This is a genomic window from Pseudonocardia sp. Ae150A_Ps1 (assembly GCF_001932315.1).
Taxonomy (GTDB): Bacteria; Actinomycetota; Actinomycetes; order Mycobacteriales; family Pseudonocardiaceae; genus Pseudonocardia.
Genome location: NZ_MCIJ01000001.1, coordinates 144,859 through 167,232, shown reverse-complemented (window position 1 = coordinate 167,232; position 22,374 = coordinate 144,859). Strand labels below are relative to the sequence as shown.

Annotated in this window: 18 protein-coding genes and 2 pseudogenes; 13 read left to right on the top strand and 7 right to left on the bottom strand. The window is 74.2% G+C overall.

Going from position 1 to position 22,374, the window contains the following annotated elements; translation table 11 throughout:
* The first annotated feature begins 112 nt into the window (after window positions 1–112).
* Window positions 113–994: a glyoxalase III HchA gene (gene hchA / locus Ae150APs1_RS00675; RefSeq protein WP_075301524.1), complete on the top strand. Its 882-nt coding sequence runs from the start codon at window positions 113–115 to the stop codon at window positions 992–994.
* Window positions 995–999: 5 nt separating this feature from the next.
* On the opposite strand, the gene Ae150APs1_RS00670 is transcribed toward hchA, so the two are convergent.
* The 3 genes from Ae150APs1_RS00670 to Ae150APs1_RS00660 are packed head-to-tail and all read right to left on the bottom strand — an operon-like array spanning window position 1,000 to window position 5,931.
* On the bottom strand, window positions 1,000–3,786 hold the full coding sequence (locus tag Ae150APs1_RS00670; protein WP_075295057.1) for a molybdopterin cofactor-binding domain-containing protein: 2,787 nt from the start codon (window positions 3,784–3,786) through the stop codon (window positions 1,000–1,002).
* Entirely contained in the window at window positions 3,783–4,580 is a 798-nt protein-coding gene (locus tag Ae150APs1_RS00665) for an FAD binding domain-containing protein (protein WP_075295055.1), read from the bottom strand. The genes Ae150APs1_RS00670 and Ae150APs1_RS00665 overlap by 4 nt, the downstream gene beginning before the upstream one ends.
* Window positions 4,581–4,584: 4 nt before the next feature.
* A complete protein-coding gene (locus tag Ae150APs1_RS00660) occupies window positions 4,585–5,931 on the bottom strand; it encodes an 8-oxoguanine deaminase (protein ID WP_075301522.1) in 1,347 nt (448 codons plus the stop codon).
* 92 nt (window positions 5,932–6,023) lie between these two features.
* On the opposite strand from Ae150APs1_RS00660, the pseudogene Ae150APs1_RS33135 reads away from it, so the two are divergent.
* Window positions 6,024–7,151 (top strand): annotated as a pseudogene (locus Ae150APs1_RS33135) (PucR family transcriptional regulator ligand-binding domain-containing protein); the annotation flags it as partial.
* Between the two features lie 683 nt (window positions 7,152–7,834).
* Here Ae150APs1_RS33135 and yidC read toward each other — a convergent pair.
* The 3 genes from yidC to Ae150APs1_RS00640 all read right to left on the bottom strand — a co-directional run bounded on the left by yidC (window position 7,835) and on the right by Ae150APs1_RS00640 (window position 11,221).
* On the bottom strand, window positions 7,835–8,479 hold the full coding sequence (yidC, locus tag Ae150APs1_RS33130; protein WP_075295053.1) for a membrane protein insertase YidC: 645 nt from the start codon (window positions 8,477–8,479) through the stop codon (window positions 7,835–7,837).
* Between the two features lie 395 nt (window positions 8,480–8,874).
* Window positions 8,875–9,222, bottom strand: coding sequence for a DUF6412 domain-containing protein (locus tag Ae150APs1_RS00645; RefSeq protein ID WP_075295051.1), 348 nt, complete (start codon window positions 9,220–9,222; stop codon window positions 8,875–8,877).
* Window positions 9,223–9,262: 40 nt separating this feature from the next.
* On the bottom strand, window positions 9,263–11,221 hold the full coding sequence (locus Ae150APs1_RS00640) for a solute carrier family 23 protein (RefSeq protein WP_075295049.1): 1,959 nt from the start codon (window positions 11,219–11,221) through the stop codon (window positions 9,263–9,265).
* Window positions 11,222–11,431: 210 nt separating this feature from the next.
* On the opposite strand from Ae150APs1_RS00640, the gene Ae150APs1_RS00635 reads away from it, so the two are divergent.
* Genes Ae150APs1_RS00635 through Ae150APs1_RS00610 form a run of 6 tightly spaced genes read left to right on the top strand, consistent with a single transcriptional unit; the run spans window position 11,432 to window position 15,981 of the window.
* The gene (locus Ae150APs1_RS00635) at window positions 11,432–11,734 is read left to right on the top strand and encodes an urease subunit gamma (protein ID WP_010233705.1); all 303 of its coding nucleotides are present in this window, start codon (window positions 11,432–11,434) and stop codon (window positions 11,732–11,734) included.
* A complete protein-coding gene (locus Ae150APs1_RS00630) occupies window positions 11,731–12,087 on the top strand; it encodes an urease subunit beta (protein ID WP_075295047.1) in 357 nt (118 codons plus the stop codon). The genes Ae150APs1_RS00635 and Ae150APs1_RS00630 overlap by 4 nt, the downstream gene beginning before the upstream one ends.
* The gene (locus Ae150APs1_RS00625) at window positions 12,084–13,805 is read left to right on the top strand and encodes an urease subunit alpha (protein WP_075295045.1); all 1,722 of its coding nucleotides are present in this window, start codon (window positions 12,084–12,086) and stop codon (window positions 13,803–13,805) included. Before Ae150APs1_RS00630 ends, Ae150APs1_RS00625 begins: the two co-directional genes overlap by 4 nt.
* Window positions 13,805–14,509, top strand: a complete 705-nt coding sequence (locus tag Ae150APs1_RS00620) for an urease accessory UreF family protein (protein WP_075295043.1) — start codon at window positions 13,805–13,807, stop codon at window positions 14,507–14,509. The genes Ae150APs1_RS00625 and Ae150APs1_RS00620 overlap by 1 nt, the downstream gene beginning before the upstream one ends.
* Window positions 14,499–15,206 carry an urease accessory protein UreG gene (gene ureG, locus Ae150APs1_RS00615; protein WP_060572192.1) on the top strand — a complete coding sequence of 236 codons (708 nt, stop codon included), beginning with the start codon at window positions 14,499–14,501 and terminating at the stop codon, window positions 15,204–15,206. The genes Ae150APs1_RS00620 and ureG overlap by 11 nt, the downstream gene beginning before the upstream one ends.
* Before the next feature lies 1 nt (window position 15,207).
* Entirely contained in the window at window positions 15,208–15,981 is a 774-nt protein-coding gene (locus Ae150APs1_RS00610; RefSeq protein WP_075295041.1) for an urease accessory protein UreD, read from the top strand.
* A 49-nt stretch (window positions 15,982–16,030) separates the two neighbouring features.
* Here Ae150APs1_RS00610 and Ae150APs1_RS00605 read toward each other — a convergent pair whose 3' ends face one another.
* Window positions 16,031–17,665, bottom strand: coding sequence for a hypothetical protein (locus Ae150APs1_RS00605; protein WP_075301520.1), 1,635 nt, complete (start codon window positions 17,663–17,665; stop codon window positions 16,031–16,033).
* Between the two features lie 469 nt (window positions 17,666–18,134).
* Here Ae150APs1_RS00605 and Ae150APs1_RS00600 point away from each other — a divergent pair, with 469 nt between their 5' ends.
* From Ae150APs1_RS00600 to Ae150APs1_RS34130, 5 genes and pseudogenes are all read left to right on the top strand, one after another.
* Window positions 18,135–19,154 (top strand): LysR family transcriptional regulator, encoded by a 1,020-nt coding sequence (locus tag Ae150APs1_RS00600; RefSeq protein WP_249266162.1) that lies wholly within the window; start codon window positions 18,135–18,137, stop codon window positions 19,152–19,154.
* A gap of 40 nt (window positions 19,155–19,194) precedes the next feature.
* Window positions 19,195–20,172, top strand: a complete 978-nt coding sequence (locus Ae150APs1_RS00595) for a class I fructose-bisphosphate aldolase (RefSeq protein ID WP_075295038.1) — start codon at window positions 19,195–19,197, stop codon at window positions 20,170–20,172.
* A 98-nt stretch (window positions 20,173–20,270) separates the two neighbouring features.
* A complete protein-coding gene (locus Ae150APs1_RS00590; RefSeq protein ID WP_075295035.1) occupies window positions 20,271–21,215 on the top strand; it encodes a fructose-bisphosphatase class II in 945 nt (314 codons plus the stop codon).
* Window positions 21,216–21,252: 37 nt separating this feature from the next.
* Window positions 21,253–21,960: pseudogene (locus tag Ae150APs1_RS34135) on the top strand (membrane dipeptidase); the annotation flags it as partial.
* 154 nt (window positions 21,961–22,114) lie between these two features.
* Window positions 22,115–22,342, top strand: a complete 228-nt coding sequence (locus Ae150APs1_RS34130) for a membrane dipeptidase (RefSeq protein WP_254849412.1) — start codon at window positions 22,115–22,117, stop codon at window positions 22,340–22,342.
* Window positions 22,343–22,374 lie beyond the last annotated feature (32 nt).

Genomic DNA, 22,374 nt, shown 5'->3' with positions numbered 1-22,374 from the left:
ACGACGAACTTGTCTTTACAGGTTGGTGAACGGTCCGGCGTGGTTCCGCGGGCGGCGGGGCGGGTACGCCCGGACCGACCCCGTCCTCGACCCCGATACGTGCGAGGTTCTCGTGACCGACCAGGCGACCCTGAGCAAGGAGCCGACGCCCGACACCGCCGAGCACGAGGCGTACTTCCCGTCGCCGTACTCGCTGGATGCCTACACCGCGCCGCGCACCGACTTCGACGGTCTCGCGACGGAGCGCCACGCGTGGACCGGTGGGCGCTGGAAGATCCTCGTCCTCGCCACCGACGAGCGCTACCTCCTCATGGGGAACGGCACCATGTTCTCCACCGGCAACCACCCGGTGGAGACGCTGCTGCCGCTGCACCATGTGCTCGGGGCCGGCTTCGGCGTCGAGATCGCCACGCTGACCGGCAACCCGGCGAAGTTCGAGTGGTGGGCCTACCCAAGCGAGGACGAGGCCGTGCGCAGCACCCGCGACGCCCTGCTGCCGCAGTGGCGGAAGCCGAAGTCGCTGGCCGACGTCGTCGAGCACGAGCTGGGCCCGGACTCGGACTACCTCGGGGTCTTCGTCCCCGGCGGTCACGGCGCCCTGTCCGGCCTGCCGTTCAGCACGGACGTGCGCGACACCCTGGAGTGGGCGACGGGCGCCGGTCGGCTCGTCGTGTCGCTGTGCCACGGCCCGGCCGCGTTCCTGTCGACCCGCATCGGCCGGGAGCGGTCGCTGTTCGAGGGCTACGAGATGTGCGTGTTTCCCGACGCGCTCGACGCCGGTGCGAACGTCGACATCGGCTACCTGCCCGGCCCGATGCCGTGGATGCTGGGCAGGGCCCTGCAGGACGACGGCGTCCGCGTCGTCAACGACGACATGTCCGGCCGCTGCACCACCGACCGTGACGTGATCACCGGGGACAGCCCGCTCGCGGCGAACGAGCTCGGCAGGCTCACCGCCACCGCGATGCTCGCGAAGGCACGCGAACTCGGCTGACCCGGCTACCCCTCGGCAGCACCGGCCGCCAGCCGCCACACCCGGTCCCGGGTGAACGGCTGGTGGTACGGCCGCACCCCCAGCGCGCGCCGGATCGCGTTCCCGATCGCGGGCGCCACGGGGTTGTAGGGGGCCTCGCTCATCGACTTGGCGCCGAACGTGCCGAGCGCGTCCGAGGTCGCGGCGAACAGCACCTCGACCGGCGGCACGTCGGCCATCTGCGGGACCCGGTAGGTGCGGAACGCAGGGTTGAGCAGCCGGCCGTCGTCGCCGACGTACACCTCCTCGTACAGCGCGCTGCCGAGCCCCATCGCGGCGCCGCCCTCGACCTGCCCGCGCAGCTGCTCGGGGTTGAGGACGGTGCCGGCGTCGACGGCCTGCACCGACCGCAGCACCCGCACCTCGCCCGTCTCGACGTTCACCGCGACCCGGACGCCGTGCACGTTCGCCGTGATCGCCCGCTCCTCCCCCGGCTCGGTGCCCTCGCAGGTCAGCCCGCCGGGCGAGCCGGCCAGCAGCTCGTCGAAGCCGATCGGGCCGTCCGGCGTGCGGACGCCGTCGGCGTGCAGCTCCGCACCGGGACCGGCGAGGGTGTGGATCCGTTCCCGCAGCGCCAGCGCTGCCCGGTGCAGCGCCTTGCCCGCGACGGTCGTCCCGGCGGACGCGAACGCCCCGGTGTCGTAGCCGCACGCGTCGGTGTCGCCGTGGTGCAGCTCGATCCGGTCCGGCGTCGTCGCCAGCACGGACGCGACGACCTGGCGGTGCGTCGTCGTCGTGCCGTTGCCGAACTCCACGGTCCCGACGCCGAGCCGGTAGCGCCCGCCGGGCAGCAGCGTCACCGAGGCGGTCGCGGCGTGCCCGAACGGCGCCATCGTCGTCATCATGCCCAGCGCCATGCCGTCGGCGGCCCGCCACTGCGGCCCCTCCGGCACGGGGTCGCCCGGGTTCCGGGCCAGCGCGTCCTGCACGAGGTCCAGGCACTGGTCCATGCCGTAGCTCGTCCAGTGCAGGTCGTGCTCGGGTTCCGGGTGGTGCGCGACGTGCAGCGGGTCCCCGGCGCGCACCATGTTGATCCGGCGCAGCTCGAACGGGTCGATGCCGAGCCGGATCGCGAGCTCGTCCATCGCGGACTCCACCGCGAGCAGCACCTGCCCGAGCCCGTACCCGCGGAACGCCCCGCTGGGCACGTTGTGGGTGTAGACGACCTCGGCGTCGAGGTGCTTGACCGGACAGTTGTAGACGCTCACCGACTCGGCGACCGAATGGAACAGCACCCCGCGGGAGTGGTTGCCGTAGGCGCCGGTGTCGGACAGGACGTCGAGCTTCATCGCGGTGAGCCGCCCGGACGCGTCGGCGCCGAGCTCGACGCCCACCCGCATGGGATGGCGCAGCGCGGTGCGCTCGAACTCGTCGGCCCGGGTGAACTCGTGGACGACGGTGCGCCCGGTGCGCAGCACGGCGAGCCCGACGAGGCCCTCGGCGAACATCTCCTGCTTCCCGCCGAACCCGCCACCGACCCGCGCGGTGTGCACCCGGACCCGGTCCGGGTCGAGGTCCAGCAGCCGGGCCAGCTCCCGGCGGGTGAGGAACGGGACCTGGGTGCCGGCGCGGATGTCGAGGCGGCCGCGGTCGTCGAGCCGTCCGACCGCGCCGTGGCACTCCAGCTGGGCGTGGCTGACCCGCGACGTCCGCCACGTCCCGGACACGGTGACGGCGGAGCCGCGCAGCGCCGCGGCGACGTCGCCGCCGTGCCCGCCGTGCAGGGCCAGGACGACGTTGCGGGAGGCGTCGTCGACCCGGTCGTCCGGCGTCCGGTCCGGGTGCACGAGCGGTGCACCCGGCCGGCGGGCCTCCTCCGGGTCGAGCACCGCGGGCAGGACGTCGTAGTCGACGGCGATCAGCCGGCAGGCCGCCTCGGCCTCGGCGGGGCTCTCCGCGACGACGGCGGCGACCCGCTGCCCGACGTGCCGGACGACGTCGTCGAGCATCCGGGTGTCGTCCGGGTCGTCGGTGCGGTGCTCGTGCCGGGCCGTGGAGTAGCGGGTCGCCGGGACGTCGTGGTGGGTCAGCACCAGGCGGACGCCCGGTGCGGCGCGCGCGGCGGTGGCGTCGATCGCGCGGATCCGGGCGTGCGCGTGCGGGGAGGCAAGGATCCGCAGGTGCAGGGCACCGGTGAGGTCGGTGTCGACGGTGAAGGGTTCGGTCCCGGTGACGATGCGCTCCGCGGCCGGGGGGCGCGCCGCGGTGCCGATGCTCCCGCCGTCGGGCGCGCTGCCGCACCCGGGGCCGGTACCGGGGCCGCACGCGGTCGCGCCGCCGTCCCGTGCCGCGTCGCATCCGGGCGCGTCCCCGGCGGCCGCGGCCCGCACCCCGGTCTCGATCGCCTCGCGGATCGATCGGTAGCCGGTGCAGCGGCAGAGGTTGCCCTTCATCCTGCGGGGCAGGTCGTCGAGGTCGTCCTCGGTCAGCGTCGACGCGGTCACGATCTGCCCGGCCGTGCAGAAGCCGCACTGGAACCCGAAGCGGTCCACGAACGCCTGCTGCACCGGGTGCAGTCCCCGCTCGGTGGCGAGCCCGGACACGGTGGTGACCTCCGCGACGTCGAGGCGCTGCGCGGGGATCAGGCAGGAGTGGACGGGGCGGCCGTCGAGCAGGACGGTGCAGGCGCCGCAGTCGCCGGCGTCGCACCCCTTCTTGACCTCGGAGTGCCCGTGCTCGCGCAGCAGGGTCCGTGTGCACTGGCCCGGGCGCGGCTCGCCGGACACCTCGACGTCGTTGATCCGGAACTTCATGCGGCGAGCTCCTCGTGGATCTCGGCCAGCAGGACGCCGCTGACCTGGCGCCGCCAGCCGGCCGTGCCGAGCGGATCGGTGTACCAGCCGTCCAGTGCGGCGACGTCGGCGCGCAGCCGCCCGGTGCCCGGCAGCGCCGGGTAGCGCAGCACCGTCGGTGCGGCCGTCGCGGCGGTGATGCCGAAGACGCAGCCGCCGTCGTCGTGCAGCCGCCCGGTCAGCACGGCACCGGACCGGCCCAGCTCGGCGAGGGCGATCTTCCGGAACGCGGTGCGGGCCGACAGCGCGTGCGCGGGCAGCTCCAGCGACCGCAGGACCTCGCCGGGGCGCAGCGCGTTCGTCCCGTTGCCGGTGACGAGCTGCGCGACGGGGACGCGGTACGTGCCGCCGTCGGGGGTCCAGACGAGCGCGGCGCCGTCGAGCGCGACGCACAGCGCGACCATCCCGGCCGCGGCGAACGACCGGCAGACGTTCCCGCCGACGGTCGCGGTGTGCCAGATCTTGTACGACGCCAGCAGCGCGTGCGCGCACTGCGCGAGCAGCGGGCGCCCGGTGCGCTCCCCGAACGCGGCGAGCTCGGCGATCGTGCAGGTCGCGGCGATCTCCAGCCCGTCGTCCGGCCGGACGACGACCGGTTCCCAGCCCATCGTCGTCAGGTCGACCAGGCCGGTCGTGTCCGGCTGCGGCTCGGAGAACAGCCAGGTCCCGCCGCCGAGGATCCGCTCCCCCGGCGCCAGCGCGAGGTCGCCGCGCGAGCGGGCCCGGCGGAACGTCGTGACGGTGTGCAGGTCCATCCGCTCACCCGGCCTTCGCGACCAGGTCGCGGTGCACCGCCGCGCAGCGCTCGGCGACGGCGCCGGTGTCGACGGTGACGACCCGGTCCCGCTCGACGACGGTCCGGCCGTTCACCAGCAGCCGCTCCAACGGCGGCGCCGCACCGAGGACGAGCGCCGCGACGGGGTCGGCGATCCCGGCGTGCCCGAGCCCGTCGAGCCGCCACAGCGCGAGATCGGCGAGCTTGCCGGGCTCGATCGAGCCGATCTCGGCCTCGCGGCCGAGGACCGTCGCGCCACCGAGCGTGCCGAGCTCCAGGGCGGCGCGCACGGACAGCGCGGTCGGCCCGCCGACGGCGCGGGCGAACAGGACCGCGTGCTTGACCTCCTCCAGCAGGTTCGTGCCCTCGTTCGACGCGGCCCCGTCGACGCCCAGCCCGACCCGCGCACCGGCGTCGGCCAGGTCCCGGAGCCGGGCGATGCCGGCCCCGAGCCGCCCGTTGGAGGTCGGGCAGTGCGCGACGCCGGTGCCGGAGGCACCGATCGCCTTCACGGCGTCGTCGTCGAGGTGGACGGTGTGGGCGAACCAGACGTCCGGGCCCGTCCAGCCGAGACCGGCGACGTACTCGGTCGGGGAGCAGCCGAACCGCTCGCGGCAGAAGTCCTCCTCGTCGGCGGTCTCGGCGAGGTGGGTGTGCAGCCGGACGCCGAGGTCGCGGGCCAGCTCGGCGGACTCCCGCATGAGGTCGCCGGTGACGGAAAACGGCGAGCACGGCGCCAGTGCGATCCGCAGCATCGAGTCCGGCGCCGGGTCGTGCCAGCGGGCGACGGCGTCGGCGGACGCCGCCAGGATCGCGTCGCGGTCCTCGACGACGTGGTCCGGGGGCAGCCCGCCCGCGCTGCGCCCCAGGTCCATCGAGCCGCGGGTCGGGTGGAACCGCAGCCCCACCTCGGCGGCGGCGCGGATCTCGGCGCCGAGGACGTCACCGCCCTCGCGGGGGAAGACGTAGTGGTGGTCGGTCGAGGTCGTGCACCCGGACAGCGCGAGCGTCGCGAGCGCACCGGTGGCGCCGGTGTGCACGGCGTGCTCGTCGATCCCGGCCCACACCGGGTACAGCGTGGTCAGCCACTCGAACAGCGTGTGGTCGACGGCGAGCCCGCGGGTCACCCACTGGTAGAGGTGGTGGTGGGTGTTGACCAGTCCCGGGGTGAGCAGGCAGCCGCGGCCGTCGACCACCCGGCCCGGCCCGGCGGGTGCCGGGCCCGGCCCCACGGCGGTGATCCGGTTCCCCTCGACGACGACGTGCCCGCCCGGGAACTCCTGCCCGCTGACGGTGACGACGTGCGCCCCGTCGATGACGATCCGCTCCATGTGCTCAGGGAACCGCTCCGGGGTCACGGGTAGAAGGCACCACCGTGACGAATCGTCGCCGTCCCCTGCCCGGACGGTTGTAGGTTCCTCCAATGCTGCTCTCCGAGCTGGTGGACCGCCGTGAGCTGCGGCTGCGCGTGCTGCACGGCACCGCGGCGGATCTGGACCGTCCGGTGCGCTGGGTCTACACGACGGACCTGCCGGACCCGTCGCGCTACCTCGGCGGAGGCGAGCTGGTCGTGTCCGGCCTGGTGTGGCGGCGGTCGGCGGCCGATTCCGAGCGGTTCGTCGCGGCTGTCGCGCGGTCCGGGGCGGCCGCGCTCGTCGCGGGCGAGGCGGTGTTCGAGGAGGTCCCGGACGACGTCGTCGACGCCTGCCGCCGGCACGGCCTCGTGCTGATCGCGGTACCGGTCGACGTGTCGTTCGGAACGGTCACGGAGACGGTCGTCGGCGCGTTGTCCGCGGCCCGCGGCGACCGGCTCGCACACACGCTCGGGCGGCACCGGCGCCTGCTCGACGCGTTCGCGGGCGGTGCGGCGCTCACCGAGCTGGCCGGCTCGGTGTCCGCGGGTACCGGCCTGACCTGCCGGGTCCTGACGGCCGGCGGCCGGCTGCTCGCCGGTCCCCCACTGCCCGACGACGACCGGGACGCCGTCGTCGCGGCCTTCCTCACCGCCGGACGGCTCCCGGTCTCCGCCGGACGGCACCTGCTCGTCCCGGCCGCGCCGGGCACGGCGCGCGCGGAGAGCTGGCTGGTGGCGGCGGAGTCGGCCCCCGGCCACGATCCCGGCGGCCCGGGGCCCGAGGCGGTCGACGCCGTCGGGGAGCTGGCGGCGATCGCCGCGCTCGACCGGGCCCGGCGGCGGGAGGGCGTCGCGGTGGCCCGGCCGATCGCCGACGACGCGCTGGCCCGGATCGCCGCCGGTGAGGGTGACCGGCCAGAGACGCGGGTCCGGCTGCGGCAGGCCGGGGTGGAACCGGACGGCACGCTCGTCGTACTCGTGCTGCGGGCCGACGGCACCCCGGACCCGGCGGGCACGGCGCACACCGTGCTGGTCGACGCGCTGGCCGGGGCCGGGCCGGTCGCCGTCGGGGTGCACGACGACGCGGCCGTCGCCGTGCTCGCCGACACCGGGGAGCCGGACCCGGTCCCCGCGGTGCTGGCCGCGTTGCACCGGCTCGGGCCGGGACTGGGCGGGCGCCGGCTGCACGCCGGGGTGTCGCGGCCGTCGTCCGCGGAGGCGCTGTCCGGTGCGCTCGGCGAGGCCGGACACGCCGCGGGGCTCGCCGCGACCCGACCCGGCCCGGCCCGGTCGCGTCCGCCCGGGCCGGGGAGATCACCTCGCACGTGGCGCTGCTGGCCGGGGTGCCCGACGACGTCCGCCGCGGTTTCGCCGCCCAGGTGCTCGGCCCGGTGCTGGACCACGACGTCCGCTCCGGGACCGGGCTCGCCGAGACGCTCGCGACGTTCCTGGACGAGTCCGGTTCGTGGAGCAGGACCGCGGCGCGACTGCACCTGCACGTCAACACGGTGCGGTACCGGATCGGGCGGGTCGAGGAACTCACCGGTCGTGACCTGGGCTCGTTCTCCGACCGCGTCGACCTGTACCTCGCGCTGCGGTCGCGGTGACGGTTCAGCGCCGGACCGCACCGGCCTTCCCGGGCCGCACGGGCTGCGCGCCCGGCCGCGGTGCCCGGGCCCGCGCACGAGCGGGGGCGGGGCGGGAGCGGCGACGACCGGGGCGGGCCGCCGGTCCAGCAGTCTCGTGATCACCAGCTGCTGCACCAGCGTCGCGAGGCTGCCGGTCATCCAGTACAGCAGCAGCGCGATCGGCACCGGGAAGAACAGCCCGCCCACGAGCACGCCGAGCGGCGCGACCCACGGCATCGCCGCCAGCACCCGTCAGACGACCGCGGGCTGTCCGCTGGGGTCGACCCGGGCGAACCGCATGCTCAGGTGGGTGCAGACGGCGGCGAGCACCGCCAGCGGCACGACGACCGCGGCCACCGCACCGGCCGCGACCGGTGCCCCGCCGAACGACGCGAGCTGGTCGGCGGGCATGGTCAGCCACGCCGACAGCGGCGCCCCGAACAGCCTGGCCTGCAGGAACGAGGCGACCTGGTCGGGTCCGAACGCGTAGTTGGCGATCGCCGCGTTCTGCTCGAAGCTCAGCCCGGGGCGGTTGAACGAGCGCAGGACGTGCAGCAACGCGACGAACACCGGGATCTGCAGCAGCGCCGTCCCGAGCCCGGCGACCGGCGACGAGCCGTGCTCGCGGTGCAGCGCGGCGGTCGCCTCGGCGAGCCTGCGGGAGTCGTGGCGGTGCTTCTCCCGCAACGCGGTGAGCTGCGGGCCGAGCGCACGCGTGATCCGCGCCGACCGCATCCGGGTCCAGGCGGGGCGCACCAGGAGCGCGCGCACGGTGAGCACGAGGAACACGACGGACAGCGCCCAGGCGAGGCCGGAGGCCGGGCCGAGCAGGGCACCGAACAGCTCGTGCCAGAGGCGCATGACGAAGGAGACGGGGTAGTAGAGGAAGTCGAGCACAGGGAACTCCAGGGACGTCCGGTCGAAGGGCGGGACGGACGCCGGAGCAGGCGGATCGGCGGGGGCGCGGGGCGGGGCCGGGAGTGGCGCGCGGGGCCGGCAGTGGCGCGCGGACGGTGACACGGGCCGTGACGCGTGCGCGGCGGGCGCACCGCCGACAGTCCCGCGGGCCGCCGGGTGCTCCCTTCCCGAGAATCGCTGCCTGAGGAAGCGATTTTCCGAACAGGACCAACTCCGTGGGGCGACGAGCCACCGCGCCGGGCGCGACATCTGCGATCGCCACGCGTGTCGACAGCGCTGACGACACCGGCCGACGGCACCCGACCGCGACACCCGCGGACGAGACCCGACGAGACCCGACGGTCACCACCGGTCGTCGGCGGCTCCCGACCGGCTCAGCCGATCGTCTGCTCCAGCGGGACCGGGAGCCCCGGGGCCCGGGGGCGCGGCCGCCCGTCGGCGTCGGGATCGCACTGGCGGGACGCACCGGCCCGGTGCGCGCCGCGGAGTGCCTCGCGGACGGGAGTCGTCGCCGTGGTCGCGAGGAGACGCAGCGAGCCGAGCTCGCGCCCGCCGGTCCAGGCCAGGACGGCCAGCGCGACGACGGCGCCGACGAGTCCGGCGTCGCCGTCGACCGGGAGCAGGACCGGGACCAGCACCAGGAGCGACGCGAGTACGGACGCGAGCAGCACCGCCGCCGCGTCACGCACCCGGTCCACCCGGTACGCGGTCCCCTCCACCATGCCCGCCACCGTACCGCCCCGGACGGTGGCGGGCCGGGGATCAGCGCGCGACGAGGTCGTCGAACCGGTGCCCGGCGACCTTCGCGATCTCGACGAGGGCGGCGGCGTGTTCCTGCGCGGGCGGGTGGGTGAGCCGGCGGCGGGCGGTCGCGAGCAGCGCGGACCGGTCACCGGCGTCGCGCAGGCAGACGATCAGCGGGAAGCCGAACCGCTCCCGGTACGACGCCGCGAGCGCGGCGAGCTCGTCCCGGTCGTCGGCACCGAGCAGCGCCAGGCCCGCCCGGTCCCGGGACACGGCCCGGTCCCCGAGCGCGTCCCCGACCGTGTCCCCGGTTCCCTGCCCCGCCCGGCCAGCGGGTGCCCGCCCGCCCGGCCCGACGCCGTCGCCGGTCCCGCTCCCGCTCGTCACGAGCCCACCAAGATCGGGGTAGTGCCCCATCAGCTCCCGCTGCTCCCCCGCCGGTGCGGCGAACAGCTCCTCCTGGACCGCGGCCCGCAGCGCGTCGGTGTCCGGGAACGGCCCGCGCGCGTGCACCCGGGCGGGCACCGGCGTCGGCCCCTCGAAGAGCCGGCCGAAGACGTCGGCGAACTCGGCCCGCCCCATCGTCTCGATCCGGCCGGCCGCGATCCCGGCCGGCAACGGGTCCCCGGCCGGCCGGCGTCCGGTGTGGAAGAACAGCAGGTTCAGGCCGATCGCCACCACGCTGCCGGCCGTGATGCCGGAGCCGAGCACGATCTGCGCCCAGCCCGGCAGCGCCTGCGCGACGTCCGGCTGCACCGTGACGAACAGCGCCACCCCGAGGCCGGAGCCGACCACCACGACGTTGCGGTGGTCCCGGAAGTCCACCGCGGTCAGCGTCTGGATCCCGACGACGGCGACCGTCGCGAACATCGCGAGCGCCGCTCCGCCGAGGACCGGGTGCGGGACCGCGGCGACCAACGCCCCCGCCTTCGGGACCAGCCCGATGAGGATCATGAACCCACCGGCGGCCGCGACCACCCATCGGCTCGACACCCGGGTCAGCCGCACCAGGCCGACGTTCTCGGCGAAGCAGGTGTAGGGGAACGAGTTCAGGACCCCGCCCAGCGTGGTGGCGGCGCCGTCGGCGCGCAGGGCGCGGGCGACGTCGTCCGGCCCCACCCGCTTCCCGACGATCTCGCCCGTCGCGACGACGTCCCCGGTCGTCTCCACCGCCGTGATCATCATGACCACGATCATCGAGAGGATCGCGGCCAGTGAGAACTGCGGCCAGCCGAAGTGGAACGGCGTCGTCACCCCGACCCACGCCGACTCCCCCACCCCCGAGGTGTCGACGAGCCCGAACGGCACCGCGGCGAGCGTCCCGATCACGAGCCCCGCCAGCACCGCGACGGTGGCCAGGAAGCCCCGGAAGATCCGCTGGATCAGCACGATCACCGCCAGCGTGCCGAGCGCGAGCGCCAGGTACAGCGGGTTGCCCGGATCGGGGGCGTTCGCACCGCCGACGGCGTCCTGCGCCGCGACCGGCAGCAGCGCCAGCCCGATCACCGTGATCACCGTGCCGGTGACGACCGGCGGGAAGAACCGCAGCAGCCGGGCCACGTAGGGCGCCGCGAAGAACGTCACGAGCCCGGCGACGATCACGGCGCCGTAGATCGTCGTCAGCCCCTCGGTCCCGCCACCCGCGGCGAGCCCGATCGCGATCATCGGGGACACCGCGGTGAAGGTGACGCCCTGCAGCAGCGGGAGCCGCACACCGATCTTCCGGCCGATCCCGACCGCCTGGATGATCGAGGCGATCCCGCAGGTGAAGAGGTCCGCGTTGATGAGGTGGATCAGCTGCCGCTCGTCCAGCCCGATCGCGTTCGCCAGCAGGATCGGGACGACGACGGCGCCCGCGTAGAACGCGAGCACGTGCTGCAGGCCGTAGACGGTGAGACGGCCCGGCGGTGGCACGGCGTCGACGGGGTGGACGGGCTGGGTGGACGGGCGGCGGCGCGGACGCGGCAGCGGACTCATCGGATCCTCGTTCCGGACGGGATTGCGACCTGCATCACCATGCGCCCGCCGTCGCCGGGCCCGGCACGGCCACGGACGACGAACGCACCGGGCCGGTGACCGGGAGATTCGTGCGATCCCACAGTCGACCGGCCCGCCGCGGGACAGCGGCGTGATCGCTCGAAACCGCGCCGAAACCCGTGGGAAACGCGCTCCGGAGAGAGTTCCGGGATGCACCTCAGCCCCCAGGAGCGCGACAAGCTGCTCGTCCACGTCGCCGCCGACGTCGCCCGCAGACGGCGCGAGCGGGGCCTGCGGATGAACTACCCGGAGGCGGTCGCATTGATCACCGAGCACGTCCTGGAGGGCGCCCGGGACGGGCGGACGGTCGCCGAGCTCATGTCGAGCGGCCGGGAGGTGCTGACCCGCGACGACGTCCTCGACGGCATCGGGGACATGCTCGACTCGGTGCAGGTGGAGGCCACCTTCCCGGACGGCACCAAGCTCGTCACCGTGCACGGGCCGATCGCGTGAGCGGCGGGGGTGGCGGGAGCACGGCGGGCTCGCCGGGCGAGATCCTCCTCGGCGAGGAGCCGGTCGCGCTGAACCCGGGACGCGAGCGGATCGTCCTGACCGTCGAGAACGTCGCCGACCGGCCGGTCCAGGTCGGCTCGCACTACCACTTCGCGGCGGCCAACCCCGGTCTCGAGTTCGACCGCGACCTGGCCTGGGGGCACCGGCTCGACGTGCCGGCCGGGACGTCGGTGCGCTTCGAGCCGGGCGTGGCGCGCGAGGTGACGCTGGTACCGATCGCCGGTGTCCGCCGGGTGCCGGGTCTGCGCCCGGAACGGGCCGGCGCCCTGGACGAGCGGGGGTACGCACGATGAGCGGCACCATCGGGCGGGCCCGCTACGCCGACCTCTACGGCCCCACGGTCGGCGACCGGATCCGGCTGGCCGACACGAACCTCGTCGTCGAGGTGACCGAGGACCGCTCCCGCGGTCCCGCGTCGGGCGACGAGGTCATGTTCGGCGGCGGCAAGGTGATCCGTGAGTCGATGGGCCAGGCCGCCGTGACCGCGGAGCAGTGCCCCGACCTGGTGATCACCGGCGCCGTCGTGCTGGACCACTGGGGCGTGGTGAAGGCCGACGTCGGCGTGAAGGACGGCCGGATCGTCGGCATCGGCAAGGCCGGGAACCCCGACACGATGGACGGCGTCGACCCGGCGCTGGTGATCGGCCCGGGCACCGAGGTGCTCTCCGGCAACGGGAAGATCCTCACCGCGGGCGGGATCGACGCCCACGTGCACTTCATCTGCCCGCAGCTGGTCGAGACCGCGCTCGCGTCCGGTGTGACCACGCTGATGGGCGGTGGCACCGGGCCGGTCGACGGATCGAAGGCCACCACCGTCACCCCCGGCCCGTGGAACATCGGCCGGATGCTGGGCGCGATGGACCACCAGCCGGTGAACGTCCTGCTCATGGGCAAGGGCAATACGGTGAGCTCCGCGGCGCTGCACGAGCAGCTCCGCGCCGGGGCGGGCGGGTTCAAGCTCCACGAGGACTGGGGCACCACCCCCGCCGCGATCGACGCCTGCCTGCGGGTCTGCGAGGAGACCGGCGTCCAGGCCGCGATCCACACCGACACGCTCAACGAGGCCGGCTTCCTGCAGTCCACCCTGGACGCCATCGGGGGCCGCTCGATCAACGCGTTCCACACCGAGGGCGCGGGCGGCGGGCACGCCCCGGACATCATCGAGGTCGTCGGCACCGGACACGTGCTGCCGTCGTCGACGAACCCGACCCGGCCGCACACCGTGAACACCCTCGACGAGCACCTCGACATGCTCATGGTGTGCCATCACCTGAACCCGTCGGTGCCCGAGGACCTGGCGTTCGCCGAGTCCCGGATCCGCCCGACGACGATCGCCGCCGAGGACGTCCTGCACGACCTGGGCGCGATCTCGATGATGAGCAGCGACTCGCAGGCGATGGGCCGGATCGGCGAGGTGGTCGTCCGGACCTGGCAGACCGCGCACGTCATGAAGGCCGCCCGCGGGCCGCTGCCCGGTGACTCGGACCGCGCGGACAACCTGCGGGCCCGGCGCTACGTCGCCAAGTACACGATCAACCCGGCGCTGGCGCACGGCGCCGCGGAGCACGTGGGGTCGGTCGAGGCCGGCAAGCTCGCCAACCTGGTGCTGTGGGAGCCGAAGCTCTTCGGGGTGCGGCCCGCGGTCGTGCTGAAGGGCGGGTTCGCCGTCTGGGCGCAGATGGGCGACGCGAACGCCTCCATCCCGACGCCCGGCCCGGTCTACGGCCGCCCGATGTTCGGCTACGCCCCCACCCCGGCCGCGCTGGGCTCACTGACCTTCATGGCACCGTCCGCCCTCGACGACGGCGTCCCCGACCGTCTCGGCCTCGCGACCCCGTGCGTGCCGGTCGCCGACACCCGCTCCGTGCGCAAGGCGGCGATGGTGCTCAACGACGCGACGCCGGAGGTGCGGGTCGACCCGGACTCGTTCGGGGTGACGATCGACGGCGCCGTCGTCGAACCCGCGCCGGTCGGCGAGCTGCCGATGGCCCAGCGCTACTTCCTGTTCTGATGACGGGCCTCGCCTCGCTCGTGCTCGCCGACGCCCGGTTCCCCGGTGGCGGGCACGTCCACTCCGGCGGCCTGGAGGAGGCCGTGTCCCGCGGCCTGGTGACCGACGTGGACTCGCTCGCCACGTTCCTGCGCGGGCGCTTGCGCACCGCGGGCCGGGTCGCCGCCACCGCCGCGGGGCGCTCCGCGCTCGTGAGTGGAAAAGTCGGCTCCGACCACGGTTTCCACTCACGGGCGCTCCGCGCCCTGGACGCCGCGCTCGACGCGCGCACCCCGTCGGCGGCGCAGCGCGACGCCTCGCGGGCACAGGGCCGGGCGGCGCTGCGGGCGGTGCGGGCGGCCTGGCCGTCGCCGGTGCTGGACGCGCTCGTCGCCGTCCACCCCCGCCCGCACCACCCGCTGCTGGCCGGCGCAGTGATCGGGTACGCCGGGGAGGACCCCGCCGCGGCGGCGCGCTGTGTCGGTTACCTGGCCGTCAGCGGTCCCGCCTCGGCCGCGGTGCGGCTGCTCGGGCTGGACCCGTTCGCCGTCAACGCCGTGCTCGTCGCGCTCGGCCCCGACCTCGCCGCGCTCGTGAGCGAGGCCGCGGGCCTCGCGGCGGGCCCGGTCACCGATCTGCCGGCGCCGGGTGCGCCGGTCCTCGACCTCATGGCCGAGGCCCACGTCCACCACCACCGCGAGAGGGTGCGTCTCTTTGCCTCCTGACGCAGGCCACGGTCACGGCCACGTGATCAGCTTCGATCCGACCGTCACCGACCACGACCACCACTCCCCCGCCCCGCACGCCGGACGCGCGGTGCGGATCGGGATCGGCGGGCCGGTCGGTTCCGGCAAGACCGCGCTGGTCGCGGCGCTGGCCCGCAGCCTGGCCGGGCGGGTCCGGCTGGCCGTGGTCACCAACGACATCTACACCACCGAGGACGCCGACTTCCTGCGTCGCGCGGGCGTCCTGGCACCGGAGCGGGTCGAGGCGGTGCAGACCGGGTGCTGCCCGCACACGGCGATCCGCGACGACATCACCGCGAACCTCGACGCGATCGACCTGCTCGAGGAACGGTTCGGCGACCTGGAGCTGGTGCTCGTCGAGTCCGGCGGGGACAACCTCACCGCCGTGTTCTCCCGGGGGCTGGTCGACCGGCAGATCTTCGTCGTCGACGTCGCCGGTGGGGACAAGGTGCCCCGCAAGGGCGGCCCCGGGGTGACCACCGCGGACCTCCTGGTGATCAACAAGACCGACCTCGCCCCGCTGGTCGGCGCCGATCTCGGGGTGATGACCGGCGACGCGGCGCGGATCCGGGGCGAGCTCCCGGTCCTCGCACAGTCGCTGGTCGAGGACCCGGCCGCCGGTGACGCCTGCGCCTGGGTGCTGGAGCAGGTCGCCGCGGTCCGCGCGACGGTCTGAGGTGCGCGCCCGCGCGAGCCTCGCCGTCGAGCTGCGGGACGGCCGGACCGTCGTGACGGTCCTGCGCGCCCAGGCGCCGCTGGCGCTGGTCCCGCGGCGGGGCGCGGCCGCGGCGGCGAGCCCGGACGCCGTCGTCCACCTGGTCGGGTCGGCGTCCACCCCGCTCGCCGGCGACGACGTGCGGCTCGACGTCACCGTCGGACCCGGCGCACGGCTGGTGCTGACCGGCGTCGCGGCGACCGTCGCGCTGCCCGGCGCCGGGCGTCCGAGCCGGACGGTCCTGTCCTGCACCGTCGGCGACGGCGGCGCACTGACGTACCTGCCCGAGCCGACCGTCGTCACCGGGCGGGCCGACCACGAGACGGTGCTGGACGCCGACCTGGCCCCGACGGCGTCGCTGCGGGCACGGGACCTCCTGGTCGGCGGCCGCACCGGCGAGCGCCCCGGGCGCTACCGCGGCACGGTCCGGATCACCGAACGGGGGCTCCCGCTGCTGGTGCAGACCCAGGAGATCGGCGACCCGGATCTCGACGGCTCACCCGCCCACCTGGCCGGGCACCGCGTGCTGGGCACCGAGGTCCTGATCGGGGACGACGACGGCGACACCCGCCCCGCCGCGGGCGAGGGCTGGAGCCTGTCCCCGCTCGCCGTCCGGGGCGTGCTCGCGACCGCCGTCGCGCACGACGCGGTCACCGCGGGCCGCCGGCTCGCCGAGGCCCTGTCCTGCATGGAGGGCGCGGAGGGCGCGGTGGCCGCCACCGGAACGGGCCGGTGACGGCCACCGCTTCGACGACCGGGGAGCCCCGGTCCGGTCCGTGGGGTGGTCACCCCTGGGCGGGCAGCACGTGCTCCTTGCGCCGGTCCGTGCTCAGGCAGAGCGAGCAGACGTAGGCGTCGTGCGCGACGCACGCCGTCATGTCCGGGCGCTCCAGGTCCTGCCCGCAGACGTGACAGGGCAGCACCGCGTCCGACGGGTTGCCGTGCTCGTCGTACATCGGCAGTTCGATGCCGTCGTCGGTCCGGCGCAGGTAGTACCGGCCCCCGGTGGCGACCGCCAGCACCGGGGGAATCACGAGCCCGAGCGCGATCGCGACCAGCGGGGAGAACGGCTGGATCGCCGTCCCGAGCGCCCCGAAGAACGTCGCGATCGACAGTCCGCCGGCCAGCACGACCGAGACGAACCCGACCGGGTTGACCGCGTAGAGCATCCCGCGGCGGAACTCGGGGTGCTTCGGGGAGAGCCTCAGCAGGTACTTGTTGACCGCGATGTCGGTGGCGACGACGACGATCCACGCGATGGCGATGTTCGCGTAGAAGCCGAGGATCGCGTTGAGGAAGTCGAACATGTTCGCCTCCATCAGCACCAGCGCGATCAGCAGGTTGACGCCGAGGAACACGAGCCGGCCGGGATAGGTCCCGGTGATCCGGGTGAAGGAGTTCGTCCAGGCCAGCGACCCGGAGTACGCGTTCGTCACGTTGATCTTGACCTGGCTGACGACGACCAGCACCACCGCGAGGGTGATCGCCAGCCAGCCCGGCACGAGGTCCTGGTAGATCAGCAGGAACTGCTGCACGGGCTCGTTCGCCACCGCGGCGCCCCCGGCGACGTTCGCGATGAAGTACACGGCCAGGAACAGGCCGACGACCTGCTTCGCGGCGCCGAACAGGACCCAGCCCGGCCCGGCCAGTAGCGTCGCCGTCCACCACCGGCGGCGGTTCTCCGGCGTCTTCGGCGGCATGAACCGGAGGTAGTCGATCTGTTCGGCGATCTGCGCGATCAGCGACAGGCAGACCCCCGCGGCGAGCATGACCGAGCCGATGCTCGGCGCACCCAGGCCGTCCTCGCCCTGGTAGGCCAGGAACGTCGCGACCGAGTCCGGGTGGGCCAGCACCAGGTAGCCGAACGGCAGGACCATCAGCACCAGCCAGAGCGGCGTCGTCCAGAGCTGGAGCGTCGACAGCAGCGACATCCCGTACACGACGAGCGGGAAGATGATCACCGTGGAGACGGCGTAGCCGATCCACAGCGGGACGCCGAGCCCGAGCTCGAGCCCCTGCGCCATGATCGAGCCCTCGAGCGCGAAGAAGATGAAGGTGAACGTCGCGAAGATGATGTTGGTGAGGATCGAGCCGTAGTAGCCGAATCCGGAGCCGCGGGTCACCAGGTCGAGGTCCAGGTTGTACCGCGCGGCGTAGTAGGCCACGGGCGTGCCGGTCGCGATCACGACGAGCGCGAAGACCGCGATCCCCCACAGCGCGTTCGTCGTGCCGTAGGCGATGCCGATGTTGGCGCCGATCGAGAAGTCGGCGAGGTAGGCGATCCCGCCCAGCGCCGTCACCCCGACGACGCCCGGTGACCACCTGCGGTAGCTGCGTGGCGCGTACCGGAGTGTGTAGTCCTCGAGCGTCTCCCGCGCTGCGCCGACCGCGGCCGGCGCCGCCGTGGCCGGCGGGTCCATCTCCTGGGTCACGTCCCCCACCTCCGACGACGGCCGGGTCGGCGGCCGCCGCACGGAATGCTGCGTGCCCGGACCACCGTCCCGGGTTGCCCCGCTGTCACGAGTGGGTGTCGCATGGATCGGGCCAATGGGGCGAACCGGACCCGAGATGACGGGCGGTCGTCGCCGCGGAACGACTGCGTGAAGAACGGGGCCGCCCGGCGTCCGCCGGAGCGGAGCCGGGTCAAACGAACGGCGGCGCACCGACGACGAGCGGCGGTCGTGGCGTCACGGGAGGGAATGCGGGGCCCGTCACCACCGCCTGATTCCGGCACCGTCCCGTAGGTGACCTGCCGCACACCGTTCATGCGCGCGCAGCGTGCGTTCGTCTCGGCCGCCTTGACCACCCGAACCGGTGTGCCCAATCTCGCTGCGTACCGCGAGTCGCAGGTCAGCGAGAGGGATGAATCCAATGGTGCTTCCGTCCAAGATGCCTCAGCTCGCCGACCTCGATCTGCTGCTGTCGGTCGGGAGTCACGGCAGCGTGGGGAAAGCGGCGCAGGCGCACAGTCTCTCCCAGCCGGCCGCGAGCATCCGGATCAGCGCGATGGAACGCCGCCTCGGAATTCAGCTGCTGGAACGTTCTCCCGCGGGTTCGAAGCTCACCGAGGACGGGGAGATTCTCGCGAAGTACGCCCGGAACGTGATCGAGGCGGCGCGGGAGCTGCTGGAGTTCGGCTCCGGTGCCCGGAGCGGCGAGACGAAGCGCCTCCGGGTCGCGGGCAGTCCGGCGATCTCGGAGCACCTGCTTCCCGAGTGGCTGAACCGTTCCCGGTTCTCGTTCGGCGAGGTGCGGGTCGAGGTGCAGAGCGGCGGTGTCGACGCGCTGCGCGGGATGATCCAGACGGGCCTGGCCGATCTCGCGTTCATCGACGGCTGGTGCGAGGCGGGCGACCGCGGGCAGCGCCACGATCGCAACGACCTGGTGACCCGCAACATCTGTGACGACGAGCTGGCCGTCGTGGTCGGGTCGGACCACCCGTGGGCCACGCGGAGCACTCCGCTGACGGTGGCGGAGCTGGCGGGCGCGCCCCTGGTGGTGCGCGAGCGTGGTTCCGGGCTGCGGGAGTTCACCGACGAGCTGCTGGACGCCGCGCACGCCCCGCAGAGCCACGTGGAGCTGCCGTTCAACGCCGCGATCAAGCAGGCGGTCGCGACCAGCCGGCGGGTGACGGTGCTGAACGTCTCCACCGTCCGGGCCGAGCTCGCGGAGGGGCGGCTGCACCTGGTGGCCGTCGACCAGGACATGCCTGCCAAGCCCATCTACGCGGCCTGGAGCGAGCGCCGCGGCCTTCCGGGGTACGCGGCGGAGCTGGTGGAGGTCGCCGCGGCGAAGGGCTCCCCGGTGCCGGTCGTCGGGGCGGGCCAGAGATCGAGGAAGGCCGGCTCGCGATCGCGGCTGCGGCCCCAGCAGTCGCCGGCCATCGACGTCCACGAGGCGATCGCCTGATCGCCGCACCCTTTTCGTACCTACAGGAGGATCGACGACAGTGTCTGCTCTGAACAAGATCGCACGGACCCTGGTGTCCAACAGGCGCGGCATCCTCGCCGCCGACGAGAGCATCGGGACGATGTCGGCACGGCTGGAGAACGTCGGCGTCGAGCCGACCGCGGAGAACCGCCGGGTGTACCGGGAGTTGATCGTCACCACTCCGCGGCTGGCCGAGTCGGTCAGCGGTGTCATCCTCGCGGACGAGACGTTCCACCAGAAGCTGAGCAACGGCCGCACGTTCCCGGAGTACCTCGAGGACATCGGGATCCTCGCCGGGATCAAGGTCGACACCGGGGCGAAGCCGCTCGCGGGGGCGGCCGAGGAGAAGATCACCGAGGGTCTCGACGGGCTGCGGGAGCGGGTCGCGGAGTACGTGCGGCTCGGCGCGACGTTCGCGAAGTGGCGCGCGGTGATCACGATCGGCGACAACACGCCGTCGTCCCGGGCGGTGCGCGCGAACCTGCATGCGCTGGCGCGCTACGCCGGGCTGTGCCAGGAGGGTGGCCTGGTGCCCATCGTGGAGCCCGAGGTCCTGATGGACGGTGCCCACTCGCTGGACCGCTGCCGGGAGGTGTCGACCGCCGTGCTGAGGTCGCTGTTCGAGGAGCTCGCCCTGATGGAGGTGGAGCTCGACGGCATCGTCCTCAAGCCGAACATGGTGGTCGCCGGGACCGGTAGTCCCGAGCAGCCCACGGTGGCGGACGTCGCCCGGGCCACGGTGGAGACGCTGCGGGAGACCGTCCCCGCGTCCGTGCCGGGCATCGCCTTCCTCTCCGGCGGGCAGCGCCCTGAGGTCGCGACGCAGCACCTCGGGGCGATGCAGCACCTCGACCCGCTGCCCTGGGAGCTCACCTATTCGTTCGGGCGGGCCCTGGTCGGGCCGGCGCTGGAGGTGTGGCGGGGCGACCAGGACAGCTGGGGCGCCGCCCAGGACGCGCTGTCCGAGCACGCCGTCGCGAACGCCGCCGCACGATGAGTGCCTGACGGCGGAGGGCGGTCGGAGCAGCCGGCCGCCCTCCGCGTCCGCGTCGGAGCGCGCGCCGGAGCTCGTGCCGGTCACGGGGATCGAGGGTGATGAGTACTCAGGAGTGGTTCGCCACCGCGTCGTGCCCGGGACCGGATGCGGATCTCGGGCTGGAGCTCGTGCGGGCGACCGAGGCCGCCGCGCTCGCGGCCGGTCGAGGGGCCGGCCGCGAGCGGTCGGGCCGCGACAGGGCCGCCGCCACCCTGGCGATGCACGAGCACCTCCGGTCCGTGCCCGTGCACGGCACCGTGGTGATCGGCGAGGGCGAGCGGGACGACTCCCCCGTCCTGCGCACGGGCGACGCCGCGGGCGCCGGTGCGGGGCCGCTGTGCGACCTCGGCATCAGGGTGGGTGGCGGCGACCGGTCACCGGCCGGGGACGTACCGGACTCGCTGGTGGCGATCGCCGTGGCCGGGCACGGCGCGCTGTACACGCCGCGGGTGCCCTCCGACGTGGAGATGCTGGCCGTGGGCCCCGACTGCGCCGACGCCGTCGACATCACCAGGCCGGTGGCGGAGAACCTGCGCGCGGTCGCCGCGGTCAAGGGCGTGCGGGTGTCGGACGTGGAGGTCGCCGTACTCGACCGGTTCCGGCACCGCGGCGTCGTGGACGAGGTCCGCGACGCCGGGGCCCGGGTCCACGCCCTGCAGGGCGGCGCCCTCGCGGGAGCGATCGCCGCGGCCCTCCCCGAGTGCTCGGTGGACGTGCTCCTGTGCACCGCCGGGGTGGCGGAGGGGGTCATGGCCGCCGCCGCCCTGTCCTGCACGGGCGGTTCGCTGCAGCTCCGGCTGCGCTCCCACGGCGCCGGCCCGGTCCTGCACACCGCGGACCTGGTCCGCGGTGGGCGCGTCCTGTTCTGCGCCACCGGGGTGGTCACCAGCGAGCTGCTCGACGGTGTCCGGTACCGCGCCGGCCGCGCCACCACGCGGTCGATTCTGCTGTGCTCGGAGCCGGACACGGTGCGGATGGTCGGATCCGAGCACCGGTTCGCCTGACGGGGTGACCGGGTGACCGCCTGCCCCGAGGAGAGAGATGAGCCTGCGTACCGACGACGGCGTCCGGTCGCTGCTGGCCGAAGCGCCGCTGATCGACGGCCACAACGACATGATCTCGAAGATCCGCGACGAGGCGGGGCTGGACTCCGGCACGCTCGACCTCGCTCTCGCCCGGCCCCGCACCCTGCAGACGGACCTGGTCCGGCTCGCCGCGGGTGGGGTGGGTGCCCAGTTCTGGTCGGTGTGGATGCCCTGCTCCACGACGGGTGCGGCGCTGACGGCAGGGACGCTGGAGCAGTTCGAGGGGATCCACCGCCTCCAGGCGCTCCACCCGGACCGGACCGCCCTCGCACGCACCGCCGACGACATCGACAGGATCAACGGCGAGGGCCGGATCGCGTCGCTGATCGGGGTGGAGGGCGGGCACCAGATCCTCGACTCGCTCGAGGTCCTGCGCCTGTTCCACCGGCTCGGCGCCCGGTACCTGACGTTGACGCACACGCGGAACACCGGCTGGGCCGACAGCTGCACCGATGTCGTCGACACCGGCGGGCTGAGCGACTTCGGACGGATGGTCGTGACCGAGCTCAACGACCTCGGGATGCTCGTCGACCTGTCGCACACCGCACACGCCACCATGGACGCGGCGCTCGACGTGTCACGGGCACCGGCGTTCTTCTCCCACTCCGGGGCCTACTCCGTGTGCCGGCACTCCCGCAACGTCCCGGATCGCGTCCTCGAACGCGTCGGGTCGACCGGCGGCATCGTCATGGCCGTGTTCCTGCCGACCTTCCTCAGCGAGGACCTCCGGCGGTGGGGCCTCGCGCGGAGAGAGGTCCGTGACGACGCCGTAGCGGGGTGGGAGCGCAGGCCCCCCCGCGGTCGGGATCGCCGACATCGTGCGCCACCTCGACCACCTCCGCGAGGTCATGGGCGTGGACCACGTCGGGATCGGCAGCGACTTCGACGGCATGACGCCCCCGCCCGACATTCCGAGCGTCGAGTACTACCCCCGCCTGTTCGACGCGCTCGATGCCGGCGGCTGGAGCCGCGACGACCTGCGGAAGCTCGCCCGGGGCAACGCCCTCCGCGTGCTGCGCGACACCGAGGACGCGGCGCGCGCCTGACCCCGCCCCACCCCGGGGGGACGGAGGCCGGT

Bases quoted from the DNA above. Each gene is read 5' to 3' on its own strand.
- Ae150APs1_RS00670 (WP_075295057.1), bottom strand. From the start codon at position 3,786: ATGAAGTTCCGGATCAACGACGTCGAGGTGTCCGGCGAGCCGCGCCCG.
- Ae150APs1_RS00665 (WP_075295055.1), bottom strand. From the start codon at position 4,580: ATGGACCTGCACACCGTCACGACGTTCCGCCGGGCCCGCTCGCGCGGC.
- Ae150APs1_RS00660 (WP_075301522.1), bottom strand. From the start codon at position 5,931: ATGGAGCGGATCGTCATCGACGGGGCGCACGTCGTCACCGTCAGCGGG.
- Ae150APs1_RS00645 (WP_075295051.1), bottom strand. From the start codon at position 9,222: ATGGTGGAGGGGACCGCGTACCGGGTGGACCGGGTGCGTGACGCGGCG.
- Ae150APs1_RS00640 (WP_075295049.1), bottom strand. From the start codon at position 11,221: ATGAGTCCGCTGCCGCGTCCGCGCCGCCGCCCGTCCACCCAGCCCGTC.
- Ae150APs1_RS00635 (WP_010233705.1), top strand. From the start codon at position 11,432: ATGCACCTCAGCCCCCAGGAGCGCGACAAGCTGCTCGTCCACGTCGCC.
- Ae150APs1_RS00625 (WP_075295045.1), top strand. From the start codon at position 12,084: ATGAGCGGCACCATCGGGCGGGCCCGCTACGCCGACCTCTACGGCCCC.
- Ae150APs1_RS00620 (WP_075295043.1), top strand. From the start codon at position 13,805: ATGACGGGCCTCGCCTCGCTCGTGCTCGCCGACGCCCGGTTCCCCGGT.
- Ae150APs1_RS00605 (WP_075301520.1), bottom strand. From the start codon at position 17,665: ATGGACCCGCCGGCCACGGCGGCGCCGGCCGCGGTCGGCGCAGCGCGG.
- Ae150APs1_RS00600 (WP_249266162.1), top strand. From the start codon at position 18,135: ATGCCTCAGCTCGCCGACCTCGATCTGCTGCTGTCGGTCGGGAGTCAC.
- Ae150APs1_RS00590 (WP_075295035.1), top strand. From the start codon at position 20,271: ATGAGTACTCAGGAGTGGTTCGCCACCGCGTCGTGCCCGGGACCGGAT.